The following is a 24,290-nucleotide window of genomic DNA, read 5'->3' on the forward strand; positions in this document are numbered from 1 at the left end:
TGCGCCTATGGATATTATGCCGGTAGAACTGCTAGCGATATGCGGATCAACCCGCATTGGTGGAAATACAGACCAGATCCTGAAGTATAGCAAAGAAATAGCTATCCACAGAGGAGCAAATCTCTCAGTACTTAATTTAAGAGAATTTAACCTCTCGCCTTCCGGGACCTGCGGGGATTGCAACTACCGGGAGAAGGCCTGCGAACTGACGGATGACATGCAGTACATTGTGCAGATGATGCAGAAGGCCGAAGGGATTATTTATGCGGTTCCTGTTCATGGTTTCGGCATGGGGCATCTGATGCAAATGTTTATTGAACGCTCAGGGGTATGCTATCTCCGATTTGAGCGCCCCCTTACGAATAAGGTCGGAGGAGCGATCATTACAGGCCGGCGCTATAATCACCAGCATGTTCATTCTCAGATTGTGAACAATATTCTGCTGAATCGTATGATCCTGGTAGGGAGCGGTTTTCCCGCTCTTCTGCATGCCGGACAAGCAAGCGAGGCATTCAGTGATTTGGAAGGGCTGGATTCTGTACGAAGAATGATCAACCGGATGATTGATATGATCTCAGCTATGAAGCATTATTCGCAGATTACGAATCATTCCTTTTTGCAATGTGAGGAAGAGAATGAGCGGAGAATATGCAAGAATGAGCTGCGTCGTCTCCAAGCACCGCTAGTGTAAGAGATTGCCCATCATTGGTTTTCATATAATAAATAATAAAAAGTGGAGGTTGATGGCTGTGACGAATAAGGAACTGGAAGCTCTCGGAGGGATTGATTTTCCTAATATGGAATGGACAAGCTGGGAAAAGCCTGGTGCTAACGGGCGTGTGAAAATCAGCTATATCGGCAATAAGCGGCTTCGGTTGCTGGAGCTTCCTCCGGGTTTTAATGAAGAGCATTGGTGCCTGAAGGGGCATGTGGGTTATGTGCTGCAGGGAGAATTCACAATACATTACGAGAGCAGAAAGGTATCCTGCAGGCCCGGGATGGGTTTTGTAATTCCTGATGGAGATCCGCATCGGTCACAAGGGATGGAAGGTAGCCCGACTCTGGTGTTTGTTATTGATGAAGTGGACTAAAACAGACTGGGAGTGTGAAGAATCTTGCATCCTATTCAAGTAAACACTGAAGTGCATGATATTCCGTTTCACGATTCCTTTGAGACCTATTTATCCTTGCGGGAACACCTGGGGGAGCAAAATACCTACTTTCTGGAAACCTTATCGGGGTCTTCCAAGAGTGCCCAGAGTACTTTTATAGGGTTCAAACCGCTCTTTACGATTACAGCATTCTCAACAGAAATACAACTGACAGGACTAGAGTCCATGATGGAGCGGGTAAGCCAGGGGGGGCTGAAGGCAGGGCTGCTTGTCTCTCGGGATGGGGGTTTGCATTTGCGAAATCGCAAGGACTTGTGGGATTTCCTGCGGTTCGTTCAGTCCCAGTTCACCGTTTCCGTCCCGGATCGGGGCGAAGCCTTCTATTTCGGTTTTTTTGGATATTTGGGCTATGATACCGCATGGTCTGTTGAAAGTCTGCCGAGACAGATTCCGAATGACGGAACGGTCCCGGATCTTGCCTTGTCCCTGTATCAAGGGCTAATAGAATATAATTTGGTTGACAAGACCGTACGGCTGATTCTCAACCAAGCTGCTGAAGGATGGGATGACCTGTCCAAGGCGGAGATTTGCCTTATGCTTCATAAGGGTGATTTGCAGATGAACCGGGTGTTAACTGATGCTGTAGAGCCATTATCTGTGGAATATACGATAGACAGTCAGGTATATCAGAATAATGTGAGGAAAGCTCTCTCCTATATTTCGGCTGGAGATATCTATCAAGTCCAGCTAGGGAATCAAGTCAATATTGACAGCCCTATGACTCCTGTTGACGTGTATCGGAGACTAAGAGTGCGTAATCCATCGCCATATATGTATTTGGCCACTTTTGGAGGGATGACGCTGATCGGGGCCAGTCCAGAGCTGTATATTAAAATCCAGGGTGGGAACATCATAATGAGGCCTATTGCAGGTACTTGCCCCAAGGGCCCCACTCCAGAGGAGAATGTGAGACTTATAGAAGCTCTGAAGCGGGATGAAAAGGAAGTAGCAGAGCACATTATGCTGGTAGATTTATGCCGTAATGATATTGGCCGGGTCTGTGAAACAGGGACTCTGGAGGTAGAGGAATTAATGGCGATCGAGAAATATTCACATTTGAACCATCTGGTGTCAAGTGTAAGGGGAGCGAAGAAAGCCACAAACGACATGTATGATATTATTGCCGCTACTTTTCCGGCAGGCACAATGACTGGAGCGCCTAAGATTCGGGCAATGGAGATCATTGAAGAGCTTGAAACCACGCGCCGTGGGGCCTATGCGGGGGCAATGGGATTCATTGATTTCAACGGGTATGTAAATATGGCCCTGTGCATTCGTACAGCGGTTCACCATAAGCCTGATTCGTATTCCATTCGCGCCTCTGCGGGAGTGGTGGCTGATTCCGTGCCGGAGAAGGAGTGGAGTGAAACTTTTCATAAAATGGGTGCATTATTCTGGGCTGTCACAGGCAGGGAGGTACTGAATGAGAGCATTGGTCGTTGACGCATATGATAGCTTTGTATTTATTATTTGCCAATATCTGATGAAAGCCGGAGTAGAGCTTGAAGTGGTGCGTAACGATCAGTTAAGTTCGGGTCTTGTGGAGCAGTTGGCTCCGGATTTTGTAGTCCTGGGTCCAGGTCCGGGCCATCCGGCTGATGCGCGGTATATCGAGCTGATCCGGCAATATGGAGCGTGTCTTCCGATCCTTGGCGTATGTCTGGGTCACCAGGCGATTGGACTTGCATTCGGCGGCAAAGTTATAGGGGCGAAACATCTGATGCATGGCAAAACCAGTGAGATTATTCACGATGGTAAAGGCTGTTTTGCAGAACTCCATAATCCATTTCGGGCTACGCGTTATCATTCCCTGATCGTGAGCCGGGAGGAGCTGCCGGATTGTCTGGAAGTCACTGCAGAATCTGCGGATGATGGATATATTATGGGGGTACGGCATAGGGAATTGCCAATTGAATCTATTCAATTTCATCCTGAAAGTGTATGCACTGAAAGCGGATTTCAAATATTTCAAAATTTCATTTCGACCTATGTATCATACTTATATGAAACTCAAATTATCTAGGGAGGATCAGTAATGTTGAATGAGAACCTTGCGCTTCATCGTCAAGAGATTGATATCATCGACCGGCAGATAGTGGCTTTGCTCGCTGAAAGAACCCGGGTCGTTAAGAAAATTATGGTCTTGAAAAAAGATGAGGAGTCCGTCCGTTCCTGTGACCGGGTTAAGCAGGTACTAGATAAGGTAGCTGGGCTGGCAGAGGCGGCAGGTCTTGAACCACAGATCGCAACGGCTACTTACAAGACATTAATTACGGTTCTGACGGATATGCAGCTTGAATATCTGCACAGCCGCGAGCAGTCAGATGAGCCAGCGGTGTGAGAGCCGCGATTCATGATCTGAAGTCGGCTCTTGTATACTTGGAGGAACATGTTGAAGGCGTCCAGCGGTATACGGTGCCTGTGGACGCTAAATATGAGTTAGCCGCTCTATATGCAGCCCAGGGAGGCGGGGTTCCTGTCTCTTCACCAACCGGCCCGGGAGTACCGATGTTATTCGAACATGTGATGCCAGTGAACAAAACGGTGCTGGCGGGGATCTTTGGAACCCGGAAACGTTGTGCAATGCTTCTCGGGGCCCAAGAACAATATATAGCGGACTTCCTGCTGGATGCCGCACAGCATCCAATTGAGCCTGTAAAATATGAGAAGCCGCCCTGTCAGGAAGTGATCCATCAGGATGTTAACCTCACCCGGTTGCCAATCCCCACCATGAGCATGAAGGATGCGGGACCCTATATTACACTCGGGTTAGTAGTCGCTAAGCATCCTGTCACTGGTGACAGCAATATTTCCATTCATCGGCTATGGGTGAAAAGCAACAACGAACTGACAATCTGGATGGTTCCAGGCCGCCACTTGGAGAGCTTCTACCTGGCGGCACAAGAAATGGGTGTGCCGCTTCCGATCTCCATCAATATCGGTCTGGATCCTGCTATATATATTGCTTCCTGCTGCACGGGTGCTGTAGCGCCCGAGGGGTTCAATGAGCTGGCTATTGCAGGCGGATTACGGAGACAGCCAGTCAAGATTTCCTCCTGTTTATCTGTTGCCGCAGACTGCTTGTCCGAAGCGGAGTATGTACTGGAAGGTGAAATTACCTATGAGTATGCTCCTGAAGGAGAGCCTGGGGGCCATTCTATGCCGGAGTTTCTGGGATATGACGGCAAGGCACATCCCCATTTGCCTGTCATTAAGATTATGGGGATCACTTCCTCAGCTAATCCTATATTTCAAACCGTGATTGGTCCGGGATACGAGCAATCTAATCTTTTAGCGGTGGGGATGGAAGCTGGAGTGCTCCAATATGTACGCAATCAAGTAACTTCCCGCATTACCAATGCCTATTGCAGCTCTGCCGGGGGAGGGCAACTGCTGTTATTTGCTCAATTTCATAAAATAGATGATGAGGACGATCTCGCCGTCAGGCGCGCCGGAACGATGATTCTTCGTTCTTTTCGAATGATCAAACAGGTGGTTTTGGTAGATGAGGATGTTAACCTGTTCAGTGAAGAGGAAGTGTGGTGGGCCATGACGACCCGTTTTCAGGCGGATGTGGACATTATTACCTTCCCGGGACTTGAAGGCTTCCATCTGGACCCATCGCAAATGCCGGGCATGTCCCCACAGATTACGAAGCCTGGCATGACCACAAAAGTCGTGTTTGATTGCACAGTACCCTATAGAATGAGAGACGGGTTTATAAGAACTTCTTTTGGCACACCCAAAAATATATAGGAGGTTACTCAATGAGCATTATTAAGGTAACTGCGGACGGTGTATTTGGTGAAGGAGATCAGGAGAAGTTTGGCGGAAGCAACGTTCCGGATGAGCTAAGGGCGGCGCTTAATAAATTGGACGAAGCTTTTCAGCGTTATAAGGACGACGAAGAGTTCGAGCGGGAGTTCCTGCACTATCTGAATGAATATGTGGGCCGGCCGAGTCTGTTATATTATGCGCAGCGGCTGACGAATAAACTGGGCGGGGCCAAAATTTACCTCAAACGTGAAGATTTAAATCATACCGGAGCACATAAGATCAATAATACTATCGGCCAGATCCTGCTTGCCCACCGGATGAAGGCCAAAAGAATTATTGCCGAGACTGGCGCAGGACAGCATGGTGTAGCCACTGCTACCGTATGTGCCTTGTTCAATATCCCTTGCACCATTTATATGGGGGAGGTGGATATTGAACGACAGGCTCTCAATGTATTCCGTATGCAGATGCTGGGAGCTGAGGTTGTGGCTGCGAAGTCCGGTAACAGAACACTGAAGGAAGCTGTGGATGAAGCGCTGAATGATTTCGCACAGAACTATGAAGATACCTACTATCTCATCGGATCTGTTGTTGGACCGCATCCGTTTCCGCTGATGGTCCGTCATTTTCAAGCGATTATTGGAAGAGAGGCCAAGCAGCAGATTCTGCAGAAGGAAGGGCGCCTTCCTGATCTGATCACTGCATGTGTAGGCGGGGGATCCAATGCGATTGGATTGTTTCATCCCTTCGTGGATGACCCGGGTGTCACGATAGTGGGCATAGAGCCTGCAGGAAAAGGGATCGAGACCGGGATCCATGCAGCACCGCTTAGTACAGGCAAGCCGGATATTATTCACGGGTTCAGATGCTACGTGATGAACGATGCCGAGAACTGCCATTCCATTGCAGCCGGGTTGGATTACCCCGGTGTGGGTCCGGAACATAGCTATTATAAGCAGATTAAGCGGGCGGAATATGTCTCGATTACCGATGAAGAAGCGCTGAATGCCTTCTTGACCCTTTCCAAGACGGAGGGAATTATCCCGGCCCTGGAAAGCTCTCACGCTGTCGCCTATGCGATGAAGGTTGCAGGAGCCATGAGCAAGGATGAAATTATTGTGGTTAGTCTTTCTGGCCGCGGGGACAAGGATGTTGCTCAAGTCTATGAAATGCTCAAGGAGCGCCCTGCACTACAAGAAGTATAAGACAATCTATATACTGCAAGCCTTCGGTGTCTCAAAACCCGGAGGCTTAAATCCATTTATAGAGAAAGATCTCATAGGGGATGGAGGGGGCTTTACTTGGCGTATGAATTGTTAATTACACTAGATAAGACATCGGATACATCTTTATCCAGACAGGTGTTTGAGCAAATCTTGCAGGCAATTAACAGCGGATGCTTGCGAAGCGGGGACCAGCTTCCTGCCACTCGATTGCTGTCCGAACAGATTCTGGTTTCCCGCAGTGTCATTCTTCAAGCCTATGAGCAACTACAGGCGGAAGGTTATCTGGAGATGAGGAGAGGAGCGGGAACGTTTGTTGCCGACAATGCAGCGGGAGCAGATACTGACCCCGGCAGGATGACGGGTAATTATTGTGCTGTGTCAACCAAAGCACCGAAATTCATATCGGCTCTTCCCTCATCGTCAGCGGTTCCTTATGATTTCCGACATGGTGTGCCAGCTTGGGATATGTTTCCCATGGACCGATGGCAGCGTGCACTGACTGAGGTCTGCCGGAGAGCCACACCTGACATGCTTACATACGGACCAGCAGAAGGTACCCTGGCACTCCGGGAGGAGATTGCCCGGTTAGTTCGTTCTACCCGCTCCATTCCGGCACTTCCGGAGCAAATTGTGATTACGACTGGGGCTACACAAGCTCTGGATATTCTCGCCAGGCTTTGCCTGAGTAAAGGAGATCAGGTGCTGGTTGAAGACCCAACTCATAACGTGCTCAGGGAAATATTCAGCTACTCTGGGGGTGAAGTGATTCCCGTACGGGTTGACCAGGAAGGAATATGTGTTCAGGAGATGGATGAATGTCTGGCGCATCACAGTAAAAGACAGTCAAAAACTCCCAAGTTGATCTATGTAACCCCTTCGCATCAGTTTCCGGTGGGTGTGACAATGTCATTTAACCGGAGAATTCAGCTTTTGGAGTGGGCAAGAGGGTCAGGAGCACTCATTATTGAAGACGATTATGACAGTGAATACCGGTATGTAGGGCAAAAGGTATCTGCACTTGCAGGGCTGGATAACTCTGGGCGGGTCGTATACGTGGGAAGCTTCAGCAAAATTCTGTTTCCTGCACTGCGCATTGGCTATGCCATTCTTCCGCCTTCCTTAATAAAGCCCTTTCTGGCGATCAAGTGGATTACGGATCGCATGACCCCTACGCTGGAACAGGAAGCACTGACGGATTTCATCCAGTCAGGACAATATGCCAAGCATGTAAGCCGAATGGGGAAATTATATGCTACCCGCCGCTCCTGTCTGGTAAAGGCGCTTCAGCATGAGTTTGGCAGCCGGGTCAAGGTTTTTGGAGATGAGGCTGGATTACATCTGCTCATTGAGCTGGATACAGTGGTTGATGAGCAGATGATTGCCGCGAAGGCTCTGGGACATGGAGTGAAAATATATCCTGCATCTGATTATTTTCTTAACCAGATCCCTCAGAAGCCAACATTTATTCTGGGGTATTCGAATTTATCGGAGAATCAGATCAGAACGGGAATTAAGCAGATGGCACTTGCCGAGAAAGAATGCCGAAAGGTCTTAGGCAAGGAGAAGAGCCGCTAGAGAGGAATGATCCAAGAGTCCAAACAGGATAATATATGGAAGACAGAATGCCAAAAAATCACGGCCCCAAAGCCGCGAATCTTAATTAGATATGTTAGAAATGGTCGAGACGACAGGATTCGAACCTGCGGCCTCTTACTCCCGAAGCAAGCGCTCTACCAAGCTGAGCTACGTCTCGACGCTAAGAATAATTAAATTATACGCCTGTGTGTAAGCGCTGTAAATAACCTTTTTCATAGCGATTATCAGCTCCTGTTACAGCAAATTACGGCCTGTGATTGACAGATATCCACCCGCTGGCTATACTTGAAATGTTAAAAAGCAAATCGGACAAAGCGTTGATGAAAACAAGTACGCCGGAGCATGGCTTCACCAGAGAACAGGTTCCTTTGCGGATTGCCGCATCGGGTGTGAGAACCTGGGAGACAGGCCGGCTGAAAGCTAATTTCGGAGTGCGGGGACAATCCCGCCGGGGGCACCCGTTAACAGCCGCACAAGGCGATCGTCTGCAGTTGTCCGTGGTTCACGGATTAAGGCGATAACCAGGGTGGTACCGCGATAATCATCGTCCCTGAATTTCATTCAGGGGCGTTTTTTGTTGTTAATTTAATGAAGAGACGGGAGCTGTACATGATGAAAGCAAGTGAAATCCGTTCCAAATGGCTGCAGTTTTTTGAGAGCAAGAACCACCGTATTGAGCCGAGCGCCTCGCTCGTGCCGCACAATGACCCTTCGCTGCTGTGGATTAACGCAGGTATGGCGCCACTGAAGGCCTACTTCGACGGCCGGGAGATTCCGGAGAATCCCCGCCTGACGAATTCGCAGAAATGTATCCGCACCAATGATATTGAGAACGTGGGCAAGACGCGCCGCCACCATACGTTCTTTGAGATGCTGGGTAACTTCTCCATCGGTGATTATTTCAAGGAAGAGGCCATTACCTGGGCTTGGGAATTCCTGACCGGCAAGGAGTGGATCGGCTTCGACGGCGACCGGATCTCCGTGACTGTGTATGCTGAGGACGAAGAAGCGTTCAAGCTGTGGAATGAGAAGGTCGGCCTGCCCGCAGAACGCATCATCAAGCTGGGCGACGAGAACTTCTGGGATATCGGCGAAGGCCCGTGCGGCCCGTGCTCGGAGATTTTTTATGACCGCGGTGAAGCGTACGGCAGTGATATGAGTGATCCGGAGATGTATCCGGGCGGTGAGAATGAGCGCTGGCTGGAGGTCTGGAACCTCGTATTCTCACAGTTCAACCATAATAAGGACGGCAGCTATACGCCGCTTCCCAACAAGAATATTGATACCGGCGCAGGCCTGGAGCGCTTCGCTTCCATTCTTCAGGATGTGGATTCCAACTTCGATACCGATCTGTTCCAGCCGATTATCCAGAAGACTGCCGGGCTTGCCGGGGTAACCTACAAAGATAATGTTGAACAGGATATCGCGCTAAAAGTCATTGCCGACCATGTGCGTACCGTTACCTTTGCGGTGGGTGACGGAGTACTTCCTTCCAATGAAGGACGCGGCTATATTATCCGCCGTCTGCTCCGCCGCGCCGTACGTTACGGCAAGACGCTGGGAATGGACCGTCCTTTTCTTCATGAGCTGACTGAGACCGTTGGAGAGATTATGGGAGTATATTATCCTTCCGTGGTCGAGAACCGTGAATATATCGCCAAAATCATCCGTCTGGAAGAGGAGCGCTTCCACGAGACGTTGTCCGATGGTCTGGCGATCCTCGGGGAGATCAGCGCCAAAGCCAAAGCAGACGGCCTGAGCACCATTGCCGGTGCCGATGCATTCAAGCTCTATGACACCTATGGCTTCCCGTTTGACCTGACCGAGGATTTCGCGTCCGAGCAGGGGCTTGCCGTAGACCGCGCCGGCTTCGATGCCGCGATGCAGGAGCAGCGTGACCGGGCCAGAGCAGCCCGTCAGGACAGCGCCAGCATGAAGATTCAAGGCGGTGCGCTCGCCGAGCTTACGGTTAAAAGTGAATTTGTTGGATATAATGACACGGTAACAGAGTCCAAGGTCCTGGCGATTGTGGTAGACGGTGTTCTTCAGGATACAGTAAGCGAAGGCGCCGAGTGCCAGGTGATCCTGGAGACAACACCATTCTATGCAGAGAGCGGCGGCCAAGTCAGCGATACCGGCGTTCTGACCGGCGGATCGGTGACCGCGAAGGTGAACGGCCTCTTCAAAGCACCGCATGGCCAGCATGTTCATCTGGTTACGGTGGAAGCAGGCGATCTGAAGGTCGGCGATACCGTCCGTGCCGAAGTGAACCAGGCGGAGCGCGAGGATATCGTGAAGAACCACACGGCCACCCACTTGCTGCACAAGGCGCTGAAGGAAGTGCTGGGCAGCCATGTGAATCAGGCTGGCTCTTTAGTAGAAGGCTCACGCCTGCGGTTCGACTTCTCGCATTTTGGAGCCATTACTCCAGAGGAGCTCAGTGATATTGAGCAGCGCGTGAACGCGCAGATCTGGCGCAGCCTTCCAGTAGTCATTGAGAATAAGCCGATAGATGAAGCCAAAGCTATGGGAGCGATGGCCCTCTTCGGAGAGAAATACGGCAATGTTGTCCGTGTCGTTCAAGTTGGCGACTACAGCCTGGAGCTGTGCGGCGGATGCCATGTGTCTAATACAGCACAGATCGGAATCTTCAAGCTGCTTAGCGAGAGCGGCATCGGTTCCGGGGTGCGCCGGATTGAAGCTGTGACTGGCCGTTACGCCTATCAGTTCACGGAGAGTCAGCTGGACCTGTTGAAGCAGTCGGCAGCCTTGCTGAAATCTTCGCTGACCGATGTGCCGAAGCGGATTGAAGCCCTGCATGCCCAGGTACGCGAGCTGGGCCGTGAGAATGAATCGCTCCAGTCCAAGCTGAGCGCAACCTTCGCAGCAGAGCTGACCAGCAGTGTAATCACAGTAGGCGGAGGAACGCAGCTTCTTGCGGTCTCTGTACAAGCCGGCAATATCGATGCTTTGCGCTCGACAGCGGACGAACTGAAGTCCAAGCTCCCGGAGGCCATACTGGTACTTGGTGCTGCAATGGATGACAAGGTGAACTTCGTGGTAGCCGTACCTCAGGAGCTGGTGAAGAAGGGCTTCCATGCCGGCAAGCTGGTGAAGGAGATCGCTGCAGTCTGCGGCGGCGGCGGCGGTGGACGTCCGGATATGGCGCAGGCCGGAGGCAAGGACGCTTCCAAGCTGGGCGAAGCCCTGAAGAAGGCCGAGGAACTGGTAGCCGCACAGGCTTAAGCGGTATACAGTAATTCCTTTCTGTAAGAAACTGTGGATTTCTATCAAGGGTTGGGAAGCAGCGGTGCTGAGGGCATTTCCTCGGTGCCGCTGCTTTATTCACACAATGTATATTTTTTTGGGTTATTCATTATTGACCCAGGGCTTGCAATAGCTTAAAACCCAAAAAAACATCTATTTTTGTAGACAAAATGCCAAAAAAAGCGCTTTAACCATGGCAGGATTTCCTCGTTGGGGCATGAATATGTTATGATGAGGGCAGCAAGTGAGCTGTACAGCAGCAACTTTGCGAAGCCGCCCGAATCAGGGTGATTTTGCAGAAGGAAGGTGTCACCACATGGACTCCATGGACAAAACGGTCAAATTCAATGTGAAGGGCGACGAAAAGGAAGCCTCTCCCCAGGAAATACTGCTCGCCGTGTACGACGCGCTGGTGGAGAAAGAATATCATCCGATCAATCAGATCGTAGGATATCTTCTTTCAGGAGATCCGGCTTACATTCCACGCCACAACAATGCGAGAAGTTTGGTCCGGAGGAAAGAGCGTGATGAGCTGATCGAAGAACTGGTCCGTTTCTATCTGGCCAATCATCGGGTGGACCAGCCCAAATGATGAAGAAGCTGGGACTGGATTACGGCGACCGCAGAATAGGTGTCGCCACAAGCGATATTTTCGGATGGACAGCACAATCTCTGGAGACTATTGAGCGGCGCGGAAACGGCAATGAATTCGAGCGTATCCGTGAACTGGTCAAGGAGTACGAAATCGGCGAGATTGTTGTCGGACTGCCGAAGAACATGAACGGCTCCGTAGGACCCCGTGGTGAAATTTGCATTGAATTCGCAGATAAGCTGCGGGAGCAACTCGATTTACCCGTACACCTTTGGGATGAGCGTCTGACGACGGTATCTGCTGAGCGGGTGCTGATTGATGGGGACGTCAGCCGGAAGAAACGCAAGGGGCTGGTGGACAAAATGGCCGCAGCGCTGATTTTGCAAAATTATTTGGATGCTAACAGTAAAAGGTGAGGGGTGTGCGGATATGACAAACGAACAGATCGGCCAAGAAGAGGAACCGGAAATTATCTATATTCCCGACGAGGAAGGTAATGAAGAGGAATTCGAGGTCATCATGAAGTTTGAAGTGGACGGATCGGATGCCAAGTATATGATGGTGGTTCCGCTTGATTCCGAGGATGAGGAGACAGATGAGGTCTACGCGTTCCGTTACGAGGAAGACGGCGACGATCTGCAGCTCTTCATGATTGAGAATGATGAAGAATGGGCCATCGTAGAGGAGACCTTCAATACTTTGGTTGACGAGCTGGATGGAGGAGCAGAGAATGACTGAGTTTTCCGCTGATCAAGCGGTATGGACTTCTAAGCTCAAAGAAGTATATGGAGAAACAGTAGAACTGGAGGATGAGCAGGGCAAGTCTTCCGTTTACGATATTATTGCAGAATTTGCTGTGGGTGATCATGCTTATGCCGTTCTGGGCGGATCGGGAAGAGCTGCGGAGCAGGAAATTCTGCGCATCGTAGTTTCTCCGGACGGACTTCCGGAGCTGGAGAGCATTATGGACGATGAAGAGTGGGAGAATATTTCCGAGCTGTATGATGAGCTTACTTTCCCTGCGGATAGCGAATAAGCGACTGTAGCAACTTCATGTAGAGCAGATACGGAAGAGTGCGGATTTTTTCCGCGCTCTTTTTGCTTATGGTCAGCGAAATGACCTTTCAGTTTGGATGGAAAAAGCTTATGCTATAAAAATAGGTTGAATTTTGGACAATACAATTTTATACTTTATAGTCGGAAAGTGAGGCGTAACATTTGAAAGCCGTGATCCGCACTGTGCTTATCTTAATTCTGGTCCTGGCAGCTGCTGCAGGAGGAGGAGCATGGTACATCTGGAATGGAATGCAGCCGGTCAAGCCCGCAGGGCCGGCCGTAACGGTTACGATTGAGAAGGGTATGGGAAGCTCGCAAATAGCTGACCTGCTTGAGCAAGAGGGCATTATCAAGCACAGCCTGTTCTTCAAAGGATATCTGAAATGGGTCCAGGAAGGCTCCAGCTTCAAGGCGGGCACTTACCAGGTAAGCCCCGGCGACTCCTACGATACGCTGATCAGCCGGTTGAATGCCGGAGATATTGTGAAGGAAGCTACCGTTACTTTTACAATTCCTGAAGGGTATACTGCGGTTCAGGTGGCAGAGAAGCTGGCCGCTGCATGGAATCAGAAGCCGGAGATCTTCCTGAAGCTGATTGATTCAGGTAAGGGAATGGAAGCCGTAAGCAAGCTGGAGATTCCGGACAATCCGCTGCTGCGCCACCGGCTGGAGGGGTACCTTTTCCCGGAGACCTATGAACTGGCTAAGGACAGCACCCCGCAGGAAGTCATCGGGGCGATGCTGGACCAGCTGGTGAAGAAGCTGGATACGATTCCTGAGTGGAAGGCGAAGCTGGCGAACCGCGGGCTCTCGCTGCATGAGCTGCTGACCGTAGCTTCACTGGTGGAGCGTGAGGTGGTAGTAGACAAGGAACGTCCGCTGGTGGCCGGTATTATCTATAACCGGTTGGATAAGGGGCAGAAGCTGGAGATCGACGCTACCGTCCAGTACTTGCTGGACAAGCAGAAAGAGCGGTTGTATGAGAAGGATCTGAAGGTAGACAGTCCTTATAATACGTATAAGCAGGCGGGCTTGCCGCCTGGACCGATCAGCAGCCCCGGGCTGGCGTCGATCGAAGCAGCCATGACGCCGGAGATCTCGGATTATTTCTTCTATGTGACGAAGAAGGACGGTTCACAGGGACATTTATTTGCCAGAACCTACAAGGAACATTTAGCCAATATTCAAAAAAGCAAACAAAATCCGTAAGAACCCGCTACAATAGTAAGGATGAGCAATGCACAGGAGGTAACACGATGAATAACACACCGGAGCTGCTGGTAACAGCGGCTTCTCTGGAAGAAGCGGCAGCGCTGCTGGATGCAGGAGCGAGTGCCCTGCTGGTCGGCGATGACCGCTTTGGTATGCGTCTCGCCGGACATTTTACACTTGAAGACACGGCCGCAGTAGTTAAGCTGGCACATGCCCGGGGCGGTAAGGTATATGTAAGCATCAATGGACTGATTCCCAATACTATGCTGGAGGAGCTTCCGGCTTATGTGAAGGCCATGGGCGGGCTGGGTGTGGATGGGGTGGAGTTCGGTGATCCCGCCGTACTGGCGGCCGTCAAAGCCGAAGCACCGGGAATGAAGCTGCACTGGAATGCGGAAATGACCTCGACCAACTATGCTACAGCCAATTACTGGGGCCGCAAGGGAGCCACGCGGGTCGTTCTGGCACGTGAGCTGAATATGGATGAGATGACCGAGATGGTCCCTAACCTTGAAGTGGAAGCCCAGGTCCAGGTACACGGCATGACGAATATCTATCATTCCAAGCGAAAGCTTGTTGCAAGCTATATGTCCCACCAGGGCCGTCCAAGCGATGGCGGAAGCCTGGGTAAGGAGCGCGGGCTGTTCCTGATCGAAGCGGAGCGTCCGAATGAGAAGTTCCCGATCTATGAGGACGAGAACGGCACGCATATTATGAGCTCGGATGATATTTGCATTCTGGAGGATCTCCATTTCTTGTTAAAAGCTGGTGTACACAGCCTGAAGATCGAGGGGTTGCTGAAGCCGGTGGCTTATAATGTGGCTGTCGTTAAGGCTTACCGTCATGCCATGGACGTCTACGCCGCTGATCCCGCTGTATATGCATTCGAGGAGTCTTGGCTGGAGGAGGTCCGGGCTTTGCAGGACCCTGAGCGTGAACTGTCGTTCGGCTTCTTCTATAAAGAGCAGGTATATTAAATAAAAGGTATTGTCTCAGCTCTTGTAAGGTTTATCCCATCATCATTGGGTTCAGCAGCGTGTACCACCTGATGTATGCTTTTAAATCTTGCAGAAGATGAGACACAGAAAGGAGAACAGGAATGGGAACCATGACTAAGCCCCAGTTCAAGGGCAAGCGTTACCGTCTGGACAGACCGGAGCTCCTGGCTCCGGCAGGAAATCTGGAGAAATTGAAATTCGCCGTGCATTATGGCGCGGATGCAGTCTATATCGGAGGACAGAAATACGGTCTGCGCTCAGGCGCAGATAATTTCACCTTCGAGGAAATGCGCGAGGGTGTTGAATTTGCCAAGAAATATGGTGCCAAAGTATTCGTAGCCACCAATATCTATGCTCACAATGAAGATGTCGCGGGGATTGAAGAATACCTGCGTAATTTATATGAGGCCGGAATTGCAGCAATTATCGTAGCCGATCCGGTGATTGTCGATACTGCCCTGCGTCTCGTGCCTGGTCTTGAAGTGCACTTAAGCACCCAGCAGTCCACGCTCAACTGGCAGGCAGTGTCTTATTGGAAGGAGGAAGGTCTGCCGCGCGTAGTATTGGGCCGGGAGACTAGCCTGGAGGAGATCGCCGAGATCAAGCAGCATGTGGATATTGAGATCGAGAGCTTCATCCATGGAGCGATGTGCTCCTCATACTCCGGACGTTGTGTGTTATCGAATCACTTCACCGACCGTGACTCCAACCGCGGCGGCTGCTGCCAATCCTGCCGCTGGAAGTATGATCTGTTCGAAGATGCCCGTCCCGAAGGGGCTTGGGTATCCGAAGAGGAACAAGCTGAGGCGCCTCAGGCCTTGCAGCCTGGAATCACCCAGCTGCCGCTGCATCAGCCCGAGGACAACCCGTTCACTATGGGATCGAAGGACCTATGCATGCTGGAGAGTATTCCCGACCTGATTGAAGCCGGGATCGATAGCTTCAAGATTGAGGGCCGGATGAAATCGATTCACTATGTGGCGACCGTAGTGAATGCCTACCGCAAAGCCATAGATGCTTACATGGCCGACCCTGAAGGGTATGTGCTGAAGCCCGAATGGCTGGAGGAGCTGCAGAAGGCGGCTAACCGTCCGCTGAACACAGGCTTTTTCTATGACACACCGGACCATGAGGACCACATCTATGAACCCGAAGAGAAGGCAGCTCCGTATGATTTCGCGGGACTGGTGCTGGAGTATGATGCAGAGAGCGGAATGGCGCTCGTTCAGCAGCGCAATAACTTCAAGCCGGGACAGGAAGTTGAGTTCTTCGGCCCGGATGACACCTTCTTCAAGCAGACCGTCGGAGAGCTGTGGGATGAGGCCGGCAATCCGCTGGATGTGGCCCGTCACCCGCTTCAGCGTGTGCGGATGAAGGTAGATCAGCCTGTTGCTTATTTCGATATGATGCGCAAGCGAAAATAATGGCTTTACAAACTAAGGGATGTCCGTTTACACAAGGGCATTTCTTTTTTGTGTATCAATATACTTATGCAATTCGACAAAAATATCTGTATAATGTATCAACTTGCAAAAAAAATGCTAAGAAATATGAGTCTTTGTGCCGATATATAGGGCAGGTAACGCTTACATATATCTTCCAATCTAAGGGATAGGTAGGTGATGGTTATGGGGGCTCCCAATCCGGACAATAAGGCAGATAAACCGAAGGAGAGTAGGATAAAAGTGGCAAAAAACAGTAAAAAGCCAAAAAGCACACAAAAGGCTAAGGCCCAGAAGACAGAGGCTTCACAGACTACAAGCAACACGGCAGAGAAAAGAAATTACAAAAAAGTATTGAACAGCTCGCTAAGCCAGATGAAGAGGGTGAACCCGAATAAATCCGTTGGGGTTAAGCTGTTCCTGATCTTCTTATCTTCTATCGTGGTAGTGGTCCTGTTCTTAGGACTTCTGTCTTACAACAAAGCCAAGAATACAATTAAAGAGAATGTGTCCGAAGCCAACCGGCAGACAATTATTCAGACCTCGGAGAAGCTGGACATTACCTTGAAGCAGTATGAGAGTCTCGCGCTTCAGTTATATTTTGATACACAGATGCAAGCGAATCTGACAGAGCTGTCTTCAGCGAAGAGCAGCTACGATAAGTTCGTGGCTACCGATGCGATCAGTAAGAAGCTGTCCAGCCAGACTACAACAGATTCCAATATCGTTGCGATTTCTCTCATTCCGGAGGACCCTCAGATGGGGATTGTCTCCAGCGGAAGCACCGGTCTCGCAGGCGATGATGTGAGAGCACAGGAATGGTACAAGACCGTGGTCAAGAATTCAAGCTCTTATGAGCCTTATTATACTTCAGAAGCCAAATCCGCCCAGAACTACTGGTTCCCTACTGCCGTTGAAGGCAGCGGCGGCAAGAATCTGGCTATGGTCAGAACGCTTAAGAATCTGGGCTCCAATGCCTCTTATGTAGTCATGCTGGAGCTTAAGAGCACTCTCCTGGAAGAAGCCTTCAAGAGTGTACAACTTGGGGATGGCTCGCGGATTCAACTGATTGCCCCGGATGGTATCGTAGTGGCATCCTCGCAGCCTGAAGAGGACGGCAAAGCCACCGTACTGAATTTCATCAAGGACAGCAAGGTGAACAATGACAGCACGGAAGCGAAGGATGAGAACGGCAAGAATATCCTTGCTGTGTACAATCCGATGCAGAAGGCAGACTGGAAGCTTGCCGGTGTAGTTCCTACCGGACAACTGGTTCAAGCTGCCACGCCGATTCTGTTTACCACCTTCCTTGCTGCGGGAGCGGCAGCCGTGCTTGCTATGATTGTCGGCTTCTGGATGGTCCAGTTGATCGCCAAGCCGCTGGCACGCCTCAAGGACCTGATGCTGGAGGGAGCCGAAGGTAACCTGAGTGTCCGTACCCAGTATGTCTCGAAGGATGAGATCGGCCAGCTGTCGGCCTCCTTCAATATGATGATGGGTAAGATTACTGAGCTGGTAGCCCAGACTACAGATACAGCCCGCGAAGTCCTTGAGACTGCGGGTGAGCTGGGGGATGCTTCGCGCAAGACGGCTATCTCTGCCAAGGAGATCGCTGCGGCCACGGAAGAGATTGCCGGCGGTGCCGGAAGTCTGGCCCAGGAAGCCGAACGCGGTAATGAGCTGACAGACCTGATTGCTACGCAGATGCAGAGTGTTATTGCAGCCAACTCCGAGATGGATCAGGCAGCCCGTGGAGTTGGGGAAGCCAGCGGACAGGGTGCTGTACAGCTGGAAGAGCTGTTGGATCAGACCGGACGTACAGGTGAGATGACCTCCGCTCTGGTGGAAAGAGTCAATAATCTCAAGGAAACGGTATATTCCGTAATCAAGGTGCTGGATGTGATGAAGAATATTACCCAGCAGACGAACATTCTATCTCTGAATGCAACGATTGAAGCAGCGAGAGCAGGCGAAGCCGGCCGTGGCTTCATGGTAGTCGCAGGGGAGGTCCGGCAGCTTGCAGACCAATCCAAGCAGTCCATCGCTCTGGTCGCCGGAATTACAGACAAGATCGTAGCTGAAATGGATGAGACGGTTGCTGTCCTGTCTGAAGTGGCTCCGCTGTTCAAGGAGCAGATGGTGTCCGTGAAGAGTACCAGTGAGATCTTCGTGTCCGTGAAGGGTCAGATGGAAGACTTCATTATGAGTCTGGAGTCTGTAACAGGGGCCATCGACAGTTTGAACCATTCGCAAGGTGTACTGTCTGATGCTATGGGGAATGTAAGTGCGGTAGCGCAGCAATCTTCGGCAACCTCGGAAGAGGTTGCATCGCTCAGCAGTGAGCAGCAGAATGTCAGTGACCATCTCGTAGCCTTGTCGAACAAGCTGCAAGGGGCTTCTACTCAACTGGAGAGCAAGCTGTCGCTGTTTACAATCAAATAAACATCAGAACCGTTCCAGGTCTAAAGCAAGGGCGTCACGCAAGCCGATATTTGGCTGCGTGACGCCCTTTTTTAAAAATATAGAATTTATTTGTTGCACACGATAAATTATCCTTCTATTTCTCGCTGAAACGGTACTGTCCTTTAAAAGGGCGGCAATACCGTTTCTATGTGGTTGATGTTTAGGAGTGCTGCGCAGAGAGACGGGCCCCACGCTTCAGAACCAGTAACATTTATAAGTAAATCCTGCAAAAAGTGCAACAATGCTGCCCGGTACAAGTGGTCTATGCTGAAATCCTGCACGAATTGCAACAAATCCTGTGCTAACTTGCTCTAAACGCCGGAATTTGTGCAAATAATGCAACAATTGGAGCTTAGCCAGTACTATTTTTTAAGGAATCCTGCAAATAATGCAACAATACTGCTCCTTACAAGCTGCCAGTGAGAGAAGGCACCAGTATCTTTCACCCTTAGAGTTCTATTAGTTGGTCTGTCTCAGCGGTTTACTATGCGTCTTAAGCGCTGTAGCACGGATTATAAAAATATTAGTACCTCTGTTAATACTTTGATGTTTTACTTCAATTGCCTTGATACATATCATTTTTAGCCAGATCCAAAGCTACTAAGATTTTGATCTGAAACGTTTTACTAAGTCCCTTCATCCAATGTTCAATTGGATACACATCGACTAACGGAGTAACTGTGTTATCATAACGATCCAGTTCAATCTTAATAACTGAATGAGTATCCACAAGGAAGCTAATTATATCCTCACCCTGGTCGGGGATCCAAGATAAAACGTATGCTGTTTTCATTGCCGGGAATGTTTTTCTAATAATGTTCAAAAACCTGCGCCTGGACATATCATTGAACAAATGAAATTTCGAGGCTATTAATTCTTCTCTATATGCTTGTTCAGTCAAAGTCCCTTTAAGTTTCATAACCTTCCTACTTTCCTGAGAAGCCTAACCCTTAGCGAATACGGCTAATTAATAATTACCTTTTATTCAATAGAGCCACCAAATTTTCCTGCCCGTTGGCTTATAGAAACTTATTTTCTTTTGACAGTACATCCTTCCTTGTACATCCTTAAGCGAATGCGTATAATATTTTTGTTAGGGTTTTGTTATTGTTGTTTGCTGGATTAGTTATGTAATTTGAACCAGGGAGAAGGCCGCATGAGAACAGCACGCAATACCAACTGGTGGTCTTATATTGAGGATATGTCCATGGAGCGCAAGCTGTTCCTGGTATTTCTGGTCATTATTACGCTCCCGCTGTCATTCATCAGTGTGATCAGCTTCAGGAGCTATTCGGAATCCATCCAGGCGAACACAATCGCCTATTCCGAGAAGCTGATTGATCAAATGATGGATTCCATCGATGATTACATAGAAGATATGAAACGGATCTCTTCAATGCCCGCCTACGTCAATGAGATTAAGCAGAATCTGATCCGTTCGAACCGTTATTATGAGCAAAAGCAGATGATGGAAGGCAAGCAGGACACGGCTCAGGTGGCCCCCGGCGATTTGGATCTCCTGTTGTCCATTCAGCGGGGCATCGAAGAGAATATTTCATTTATTAACAATATTAAGCGGGGAACCAATTCGGTCTATATTTTTGATGCCTACGGGAATGGTTATTATTCTGCCAAGGATGGGGGCATTCGGCTAGATCTGCAGCAAAGCTACAGGTTCTGGAGTGAGCAGGTAAAGGGCTCCGGCGGAGAAGCGACCCTGCTGGGAACACAGGCGTATACAAGCAATTTGCAGAGTACCCGTTATGCCTTTACGGTGGTGCGTCCCATTCTGGACGGGCTATGGAAACCAGCCGGCTTGATCGCAGTGGAGGCTAACTTCAGTAATCTGGAGAATCAGGTGGCGGAGCTGGACAAGGTGACCCGGGGGAAGTCCATCCTTGTGGATCAGTCGGGCAAAGTCATCTATGACAGTGAGCAGAAGCTGCTCACTGTGGATATTTCCCGGTCCTCCTTATTCCGTGCTGCGGAAGGGAGCTCCGGGAGCTTTTATGACACCGTATCCGGCAAGGACCGGCTTAATATCTATTCGAGTTCAACCAAGACGAACTGGAAGGTGATTATTTCCATACCGGTGGACGAATTGACCCGTGGAGTGAAGCTGACCCGTAATGCGACTATAGGCGCTACTCTAATCATCATTGTGCTGGCCCTGATCATCTCGATCATTCTGTCATTTGCCCTGACCAAGCCGCTGACCCAAATGATCCAGCTTATGAAAAAAGTGCAGGGCGGCGATCTTGATGTGACCTTCCGCATTAAACGCCGTGACGAGATTGGTCTCCTGGGGCATCAATTCAACCGTATGCTGGCCCGCATTCGTCAATTGATCCAGGATATTTACCAGATTGAAGAACAGAAGAAGGAGGCGGAGCTGCAGGCGCTTCAGAGCCAGATCAACCCGCATTTTATCTACAATACGCTTGAAACCATCCGGATGACGGCAGAGATTAATGATGATGTGGAAGCCGCTGACATGATCTCTATCCTGGGGAAGCTGCTCCGCTACAGTACCAGTGACTTGACCGGCTGGGCAACGATGAAGCAGGAGCTGCTGTATGTGCGCAACTATGTGGAGCTGCTGGGCAGCCGGTATCCCGGCAGATTTGAGCTGAAGATTGACGTTCCCGAGGCGCTTGACAACTATTCCATGATTAAGCTGGTTTTTCAGCCGATTATTGAGAATGCTGCGTATCACGGGCTGGATGATACCAAGTCCCGGATGCATCTGAGCATCAAGTGTGAGTATACAGAGCAGAGGCTGCTGTTCCATATCCGTGATGACGGCTGCGGAATGGATCAGGTTACGCTGGATAAGCTGAGGGAGAGACTTCGGCTTGCAGCTCCTCCGAAGAAGAGCATTAATGGAGGGATTGGCATGGCAAATGTGCACCAACGCCTTCAGCTTCATTATGGTCCGGCCTATGGGATTGAGGTGTTCAGCAAGCCGGGCGCGGGTACGGATGTAATCTTGTCATTACCGCTGCCGGGGCGTGCCGCCGAGAATGGAAGGGAAGATCCTTTTAAGGAGGAATGAGCTTGAGACGGATGATTGTATGCTTTCCGGTGTATGTTGTGCTGCTGCTCCTGCTGGCAAGCGGCTGTAACAGCCGGAGTAGTAGAGGGCCGGCATCGGTCCCGGCAGCTTCTGCCGGAGAGGAAGCGCCTTCCGGACTGTCCGGAACCATCGTGATGCTGACGAACCGGATTGACCTGATTGAGAATGGGACCTTCAAGGACTACGCGGATGAATTCAGGAAGCGGTACCCTGAGGCGCATGTGGAATTCGAGGGGTTGTCCAGCTATGCGACGGATATCCTGGTTCGCTTGTCCACCAAGGATACAGGGGATGTTCTGTTGCTGCCGGTCAATTTGCCTGCGAAGGAGCTGGAGCTTTTCTTCGAGCCTTTGAGCGGTGAGCTGGCGGCGCAGGAGCGATTCACAACTTTTGCTACCTTTGGCGGCAAGCGATACGGTCTGTCTACAGGTACAACTACGAGCGGAATCGTCTACAACAAGAAGGCTTTTGAGCAGGCGGGAATTGAGCAGGTGCCGCAGACGCTGGATGAGTTCTACGCGGCCTGTGCCAAGCTGAAGCAGGCGGGCATCATCCCGCTGTATATGAATTACGGGGCAGTCTGGCCGCTGCGGGAGTGGGGTGATAATCTGGTTAATTATATGACGGGTAACCCTGATTATTTGAATGATATGGTCCATGAGGACAGTCCCTGGCAGATCGGTAACGAATGGGGGCAGGCTCTGGGAATTGCCAGGACGATGATGGCCAAGGGCTATGTCGAGGAACAGCTATTCTCCAACAGCTGGGAGATCTCCAAAGCCAGACTGGCTAAAGGCGAAGCAGGCATGTATCTCCAGGGGAACTGGACCATCCGGCAGATTATGGATGCAGGCGCTTCACCTGAGGACATCGGCTTCTTTCCTTTTCCCTATGATAATCACCCGGTCCACTATGCTGCGCTCAATCCCGACTGGTTCATGGGGGTCAGCAAGTACAGCCGCAATAAAGAGCTTGCGATGGCTTGGCTAGAGTATTTCATTACAGAAACGTCGTATGCGAGAGACTGGGGGTTTCTTCCGCCGAAGGGTACGGACGAGCCTGCCTTACAGCAATACAGCGAGTTCCTCTCCTATCATCCGAAGCTGGTTGAGGCTACGGTGCAGACGGATGCGTTCATCGATCTGGCGAACCGGACGAAGCTGAGCTTCTGGTCGGGCGATTATATTCAGGATGTGCTCGCGGCACCGGACTTGCAGAAGTCCTTTGACCAGTTGAATGCGAAATGGAAGGAAGCGCGTATGAGTCAGCAGTCTGCTCCGTAACCACCGGGGGCTGCGCAGCAAGCAAGATCAAATTCTGGAGGTAGTGTTGTGGCCAAAAAAGTAACGATGCAAAAAATAGCCGATCATCTTGGGGTCTCCAAGTTCGTCGTATCCAAATCGCTCTCCGGCAAGGACGGGGTCAATGAGACCACCCGGGAGCGGGTCATTCAAGCCGCCTCTCAGCTGGGATATTTCACTCAAAAAAACGCCTATGTGCAAAGTCCCAAGCGCCGTTCGCTGACAGGAGAGCAAGACCGAAATAAGCAGTCCGTGCTGGTGTTGATGCCCAATATCCGCTCTCAGACCCAAGATTCACTATACTGGGGCAAAATCGTCGATGGCATTGCGCTGGCGCTGGATCAGGAGGGGCTGGGCATGGTAATCATTTCAGAGCACCGGGCTGATAATTTCGTTAATGTCCTCAATCCTGACGGTCTGCTCGGTCTGATCGGAGTAGGGCAGATTTCCACCTCACTGCTGCTCGAAGTGCACCGGATCGGGCTTCCGCTGGTCATGATCGATCATGAGGATGCTTTGATTCCATGTGATACTGTATTTGCGAATAACATCGATTCCATGACCCGGCTCGTCAATCATCTGATAGGCACCGGACATACTCTATTTCACTTTATCGGCAATATCCGTTACTCCCGCAGCTTCCGTGACCGCTGGATCGGGTTCCGCAGCGCCTTGGAGGAGAATCATCTGAAGGTCCCGGCCATAGGTGACGAACTGCTGCTGGAGGGAATGGATGACCAAATGCTCCGCGACGAATTCAGACGCTGGATTGCCACCCGGAAAGAATCGGATACCCTGCCTACGGCAATTGTGTGTGCGAACGACTTTACAGCCCTTGACGTCAGTGAAGTGCTGCGGGAAGCCGGGCTTAGTATTCCCGCTGATATATCCGTCACTGGCTTTGACAATATCGAGGATTCCCTGCGGGGGGTTACTCCGCTTACAACCGTTCATGTGCCTAAGGAAGCTATGGGCCGTGCAGCTGTAGAGAAGCTGCTGAACCGCATCCAGAATCCCGCAGCACCGCTGGAGAAAATTCTGATCTCCGCAGATATCGTCCACCGGGACTCTGTAGGCAAACCCCGGGCTTGAAGCAGCAAAATAACCCCACA

Annotated in this window: 22 protein-coding genes and 1 tRNA gene; 21 read left to right on the plus strand and 2 right to left on the minus strand. The window is 50.5% G+C overall.

Annotated features, from left to right (window positions below):
* The first annotated feature begins 7 nt into the window (after positions 1 to 7).
* The 8 genes from MKZ07_RS32370 to pdxR all read left to right on the plus strand — a co-directional run bounded on the left by MKZ07_RS32370 (position 8) and on the right by pdxR (position 7,750).
* On the plus strand, positions 8 to 691 hold the full coding sequence (locus MKZ07_RS32370; protein ID WP_036696586.1) for a flavodoxin family protein: 684 nt from the start codon (positions 8 to 10) through the stop codon (positions 689 to 691).
* 58 nt (positions 692 to 749) lie between these two features.
* Positions 750 to 1,091, plus strand: coding sequence for a cupin domain-containing protein (locus MKZ07_RS32375; RefSeq protein WP_036696816.1), 342 nt, complete (start codon positions 750 to 752; stop codon positions 1,089 to 1,091).
* A 51-nt stretch (positions 1,092 to 1,142) separates the two neighbouring features.
* The gene (locus tag MKZ07_RS32380) at positions 1,143 to 2,615 is read left to right on the plus strand and encodes an anthranilate synthase component I family protein (protein ID WP_341029836.1); all 1,473 of its coding nucleotides are present in this window, start codon (positions 1,143 to 1,145) and stop codon (positions 2,613 to 2,615) included.
* Positions 2,596 to 3,195, plus strand: a complete 600-nt coding sequence (locus tag MKZ07_RS32385; RefSeq protein WP_076161436.1) for an anthranilate synthase component II — start codon at positions 2,596 to 2,598, stop codon at positions 3,193 to 3,195. Before MKZ07_RS32380 ends, MKZ07_RS32385 begins: the two co-directional genes overlap by 20 nt.
* A 12-nt stretch (positions 3,196 to 3,207) precedes the next feature.
* A complete protein-coding gene (locus MKZ07_RS32390) occupies positions 3,208 to 3,513 on the plus strand; it encodes a chorismate mutase (RefSeq protein ID WP_051493698.1) in 306 nt (101 codons plus the stop codon).
* Positions 3,510 to 4,928 carry a UbiD family decarboxylase gene (locus MKZ07_RS32395; RefSeq protein ID WP_341029591.1) on the plus strand — a complete coding sequence of 473 codons (1,419 nt, stop codon included), beginning with the start codon at positions 3,510 to 3,512 and terminating at the stop codon, positions 4,926 to 4,928. Before MKZ07_RS32390 ends, MKZ07_RS32395 begins: the two co-directional genes overlap by 4 nt.
* A gap of 11 nt (positions 4,929 to 4,939) precedes the next feature.
* Positions 4,940 to 6,154: a tryptophan synthase subunit beta gene (gene trpB / locus MKZ07_RS32400; RefSeq protein WP_341029593.1), complete on the plus strand. Its 1,215-nt coding sequence runs from the start codon at positions 4,940 to 4,942 to the stop codon at positions 6,152 to 6,154.
* 96 nt (positions 6,155 to 6,250) lie between these two features.
* Positions 6,251 to 7,750: a MocR-like pyridoxine biosynthesis transcription factor PdxR gene (gene pdxR / locus MKZ07_RS32405; RefSeq protein WP_051493699.1), complete on the plus strand. Its 1,500-nt coding sequence runs from the start codon at positions 6,251 to 6,253 to the stop codon at positions 7,748 to 7,750.
* Positions 7,751 to 7,851: 101 nt separating this feature from the next.
* On the opposite strand, the gene MKZ07_RS32410 is transcribed toward pdxR, so the two are convergent.
* Positions 7,852 to 7,928 (minus strand) — tRNA-Pro (locus MKZ07_RS32410).
* 163 nt (positions 7,929 to 8,091) lie between these two features.
* Here MKZ07_RS32410 and MKZ07_RS32415 point away from each other — a divergent pair.
* From MKZ07_RS32415 to MKZ07_RS32460, 10 genes are all read left to right on the plus strand, one after another.
* A complete protein-coding gene (locus MKZ07_RS32415; protein WP_341029597.1) occupies positions 8,092 to 8,292 on the plus strand; it encodes a hypothetical protein in 201 nt (66 codons plus the stop codon).
* 91 nt (positions 8,293 to 8,383) lie between these two features.
* Positions 8,384 to 11,017, plus strand: a complete 2,634-nt coding sequence (gene alaS / locus MKZ07_RS32420) for an alanine--tRNA ligase (protein WP_036696598.1) — start codon at positions 8,384 to 8,386, stop codon at positions 11,015 to 11,017.
* Between the two features lie 337 nt (positions 11,018 to 11,354).
* Positions 11,355 to 11,630 carry an IreB family regulatory phosphoprotein gene (locus MKZ07_RS32425; protein ID WP_036696603.1) on the plus strand — a complete coding sequence of 92 codons (276 nt, stop codon included), beginning with the start codon at positions 11,355 to 11,357 and terminating at the stop codon, positions 11,628 to 11,630.
* The gene (gene ruvX, locus MKZ07_RS32430) at positions 11,630 to 12,046 is read left to right on the plus strand and encodes a Holliday junction resolvase RuvX (RefSeq protein WP_179090526.1); all 417 of its coding nucleotides are present in this window, start codon (positions 11,630 to 11,632) and stop codon (positions 12,044 to 12,046) included. Before MKZ07_RS32425 ends, ruvX begins: the two co-directional genes overlap by 1 nt.
* A gap of 13 nt (positions 12,047 to 12,059) precedes the next feature.
* The gene (locus MKZ07_RS32435; protein WP_036696606.1) at positions 12,060 to 12,368 is read left to right on the plus strand and encodes a DUF1292 domain-containing protein; all 309 of its coding nucleotides are present in this window, start codon (positions 12,060 to 12,062) and stop codon (positions 12,366 to 12,368) included.
* Positions 12,361 to 12,666 (plus strand): DUF1292 domain-containing protein, encoded by a 306-nt coding sequence (locus tag MKZ07_RS32440; RefSeq protein WP_036696608.1) that lies wholly within the window; start codon positions 12,361 to 12,363, stop codon positions 12,664 to 12,666. Before MKZ07_RS32435 ends, MKZ07_RS32440 begins: the two co-directional genes overlap by 8 nt.
* 182 nt (positions 12,667 to 12,848) lie before the next feature.
* On the plus strand, positions 12,849 to 13,895 hold the full coding sequence (gene mltG / locus MKZ07_RS32445) for an endolytic transglycosylase MltG (protein WP_200869218.1): 1,047 nt from the start codon (positions 12,849 to 12,851) through the stop codon (positions 13,893 to 13,895).
* A gap of 47 nt (positions 13,896 to 13,942) precedes the next feature.
* A complete protein-coding gene (locus tag MKZ07_RS32450) occupies positions 13,943 to 14,875 on the plus strand; it encodes a peptidase U32 family protein (RefSeq protein ID WP_036696609.1) in 933 nt (310 codons plus the stop codon).
* A 122-nt stretch (positions 14,876 to 14,997) separates the two neighbouring features.
* A complete protein-coding gene (locus MKZ07_RS32455; RefSeq protein ID WP_036696612.1) occupies positions 14,998 to 16,320 on the plus strand; it encodes a peptidase U32 family protein in 1,323 nt (440 codons plus the stop codon).
* Between the two features lie 261 nt (positions 16,321 to 16,581).
* Positions 16,582 to 18,780: a methyl-accepting chemotaxis protein gene (locus MKZ07_RS32460; protein ID WP_235218469.1), complete on the plus strand. Its 2,199-nt coding sequence runs from the start codon at positions 16,582 to 16,584 to the stop codon at positions 18,778 to 18,780.
* 577 nt (positions 18,781 to 19,357) lie between these two features.
* Here MKZ07_RS32460 and MKZ07_RS32465 read toward each other — a convergent pair.
* Entirely contained in the window at positions 19,358 to 19,720 is a 363-nt protein-coding gene (locus MKZ07_RS32465; protein ID WP_036696614.1) for a hypothetical protein, read from the minus strand.
* Between the two features lie 237 nt (positions 19,721 to 19,957).
* On the opposite strand from MKZ07_RS32465, the gene MKZ07_RS32470 reads away from it, so the two are divergent.
* Genes MKZ07_RS32470 through MKZ07_RS32480 form a run of 3 tightly spaced genes read left to right on the plus strand, consistent with a single transcriptional unit; the run spans position 19,958 to position 24,270 of the window.
* A complete protein-coding gene (locus MKZ07_RS32470; RefSeq protein ID WP_051493703.1) occupies positions 19,958 to 21,856 on the plus strand; it encodes a cache domain-containing sensor histidine kinase in 1,899 nt (632 codons plus the stop codon).
* A gap of 11 nt (positions 21,857 to 21,867) precedes the next feature.
* Positions 21,868 to 23,160, plus strand: a complete 1,293-nt coding sequence (locus MKZ07_RS32475) for an ABC transporter substrate-binding protein (protein ID WP_235218474.1) — start codon at positions 21,868 to 21,870, stop codon at positions 23,158 to 23,160.
* Between the two features lie 48 nt (positions 23,161 to 23,208).
* The gene (locus MKZ07_RS32480; RefSeq protein ID WP_341029603.1) at positions 23,209 to 24,270 is read left to right on the plus strand and encodes a LacI family DNA-binding transcriptional regulator; all 1,062 of its coding nucleotides are present in this window, start codon (positions 23,209 to 23,211) and stop codon (positions 24,268 to 24,270) included.
* The last annotated feature ends 20 nt before the right edge of the window (positions 24,271 to 24,290 follow it).

Source organism: Paenibacillus sp. FSL P4-0338, from assembly GCF_038002365.1.
Classification (GTDB): domain Bacteria; phylum Bacillota; class Bacilli; order Paenibacillales; family Paenibacillaceae; genus Paenibacillus_AQ.